Raw genomic sequence first — 2,790 nt, forward strand, 5'->3', positions numbered from 1 at the left:
GAGCGCGCAATTAAACCGCTGGTCATTGGCAGGAAGAACTGGCTCTTCTCGACCAATCCTAACGGGGCTGAAGCGAGTGCGATGCTTTATAGTATCGTCGAAACTGCAAAAGCCAACGGCCTTATCCTCTACGACTACATGGTCAAGTGCATGAAAGAGCTGGCGAAAGCAGAGCCAGATATCGATGCGCTCCTACCTTGGAATTTCAAACATTAGTAATATCGCCCCGTGGGTTCATGGGGCGGATACAATGCACTTGGAGCTGGCTTGTTTCAATATCGGTTTCGATGCCACTTAACTCCACAACTCCCTTAAACACAACCTCGATGCTACCTGTCACTCTAACTTTGCTCGATTCTTCAATTTCAGATTTTGATAGCGCTTTTCGATATTCATATGAGAGCGATTCATATGCATCATTTTCACAATAAAATGACAGTTCTGCTTCACATTCAGCAGCCAGCACATAAGCAAATTTTCCATTACCCAAGTAGCGAGGGTAATCGACAAGAATTTCCTTTAAATTCCGAACATGCACTTCATGTTCAGTTAACTCAATATTACTAAGGTCATATGGTAGCTCGACAAAGTCTTCATCATAAAAGCCTTCGACTTCTACTAGATCGTTGTCCGTTAGATACTGAGAAATCTCATAGCTAGAATAAGACGTTGAAAGAGTTTCTACTATAGATGTGACTTTTCTTTCACTTGCGTTCAGTTCATCAAGAGTTGCTTTCAGCTGCGGAATTCCGATTACGTCAGTGAGGTCTTTAAAAAGGACTACATTATCGATGTCTTTTATTGCTTCAATTAATGCACCATCTTTGGCAACAACAAACAACTCACCTTCTTTCGCCAGCTTGTCTATAGCATCTAAAATCACAGCATCTGGGATGTCTTCTCTTTTTATTACGGAACGCCCCTGTTCCAGAAAAGTAAGATTTAAAGATATCATCAATTGAAGTATCCGAGATTAATGGCACCACAACCTTATTCTCTTCTACCCATGTATCTACGAATCGATCTGCTTCTTTTATTGCCGATGACACAAAATTTATAAGCTGTCTTACGACAAACTTATCTTTATCCAAAATAGATTTTCTATTTAAATTGTCTAACGCTGAGTTTAGTTTCTTCAATTCACCTTCAGCTTGGTCTTGTCTTTTACTTTTATATTCCTTTAGCACCATTTCAGGAATAACTAAGCAAATTGCATTACTTTTGATCAACCTCTGTAAAACTTGGAATCGAGATGATTGCAAACCTTCCTGATGTAGAATGTTGGTATCTAAAAGAATTTTAATCATTTTATTACTGGATACTCCAAATTATCGATTCGCCCACGGCCAACGTTGTGAATCGCTCTTAAATTGATTGTTATGTTTAATGCGTCAAATCTAAAAATGGTTTCAATTTAATTAATCCAGCCTGAATAGATGCCAGAAGTGCCAATATAAAAGTTAAAACTACCATACTGTACTGTAGTATCACGCTATCTTTATGGCGCCGTTCGTCTGTTTGATACTTTTCGATTGTTACAATAGCCTTTCCATTTACTTTGTACCCCCCGCCTTTTACCTTACTGACCTCGCCTGATTCCACAAATGAATCTACATACATACGTAGCTTATTTTGACAATTTTCTTTGTCAGGATGCCTAAAAAAACGCAAAGAATACATATCAGAAACCAGTGATGTTAAACTAAACTCCTTCCGACTGATGCCATAGTTTTCAACAAGATAGTCTAACAGGTCATATCTTGGTTTTAGCTGTAGTTTTTTTCTGTTAAATAGGGATTGTGAAACCTTGTTCAATATTCGCTTTGACTTAACCTTTATGTAGTCTTTTTTTGTAAGGCAATGAAGTATAAATGAGTTAATACCTGTATAAGTTGTGTAGTAGTTATGCAAGTAGTGCGTAATTTCAACGGTATTTACATTGATATTGGCAATATCGATGTCTAGTTCTGTATCACATTTGTCAGTTTCTTGATTGTACTTTAGTACTTTGACTTTATTCATATCCAATTCGCGAACTAGAGCTGAAACCCCATCGAGCTTAATCCGAGTTGAATAGAAATTATTCTTTTCACACTCTGGACCTGACATGGGAATCCGTGATGGACCGACTTTCCCAAATGCTTTTTTCAAAGCCCACATTTGAATATTTGACCACATAATTCACCTAAAACATAACATTTTAATATCGTGCCAGCACAAATTTACGTATTCAGCATATCTCAAGAATACTTTCTAACCAACTGAAAATTATGCCCGAATTCAGGTTAAATCTAATTTCTAGTTGAAAACCGTGCAAGCACATATTACTTCCAATTCAAGGCATGTTATCAATCAAAAAAACCTCTTCATTTCCCTATTATTTAGTAATTCATGAGTGATTGAACAACATATCCGTGCGTAAGTGTGATTGAAGGTTACTCTGTTGTGGATTAGAACATTTAGCAACATTGTTGGAACTCTAGGCATGAGAAAAAGTAAGACAAGTTCCTGAGTTTGAACCTGAGTTCAATCCCTATCTGGCTCATTTTGGTCGGGTGGACGACACTTGTTACCAAGTGCCGTCTCCCTAAGAACCGTACGTGCAACTTTCACTGCATACGGCTCAAGCCTCCACTAAGGCATCGTTTGACACCCAACAACTTATAAAGCAGTTAGAGCAGGATCAATCCACGAGTTGCGAGCTTGTCTTTTTGACTTCCGCTTTACCAAGTATTCTTGGTATTCAGGGTCAAAAGGAGTCGCTGAACTCCTGATTTTCACATGTCGCTC

The 2,790-nt window shown here is 38.2% G+C and carries 4 protein-coding genes; 1 reads left to right on the forward strand and 3 read right to left on the reverse strand.

Translation table 11 applies throughout. The features are described from left to right. On the forward strand, positions 1-216 hold a 216-nt coding region (locus tag L1D22_RS21865), incomplete at its 5' end, for a transposase domain-containing protein (RefSeq protein WP_239830503.1). On the opposite strand, the gene L1D22_RS21870 is transcribed toward L1D22_RS21865, so the two are convergent. From L1D22_RS21870 to L1D22_RS21880, 3 genes are all read right to left on the reverse strand, one after another. Then, complete coding sequence (locus L1D22_RS21870) at positions 206-958, reverse strand: hypothetical protein (RefSeq protein WP_239831222.1); 753 nt, start codon at positions 956-958, stop codon at positions 206-208. The genes L1D22_RS21865 and L1D22_RS21870 overlap by 11 nt on opposite strands. After that, positions 843-1,307, reverse strand: a complete 465-nt coding sequence (locus tag L1D22_RS21875; protein ID WP_239831223.1) for a PIN domain-containing protein — start codon at positions 1,305-1,307, stop codon at positions 843-845. Before L1D22_RS21875 ends, L1D22_RS21870 begins: the two co-directional genes overlap by 116 nt. A gap of 76 nt (positions 1,308-1,383) precedes the next feature. Next, positions 1,384-2,178 (reverse strand): hypothetical protein, encoded by a 795-nt coding sequence (locus L1D22_RS21880; RefSeq protein ID WP_239831224.1) that lies wholly within the window; start codon positions 2,176-2,178, stop codon positions 1,384-1,386. Positions 2,179-2,790 lie beyond the last annotated feature (612 nt).

This window comes from Vibrio sp. Isolate34, from assembly GCF_022397915.1.
Taxonomy (GTDB): domain Bacteria; phylum Pseudomonadota; class Gammaproteobacteria; order Enterobacterales; family Vibrionaceae; genus Vibrio.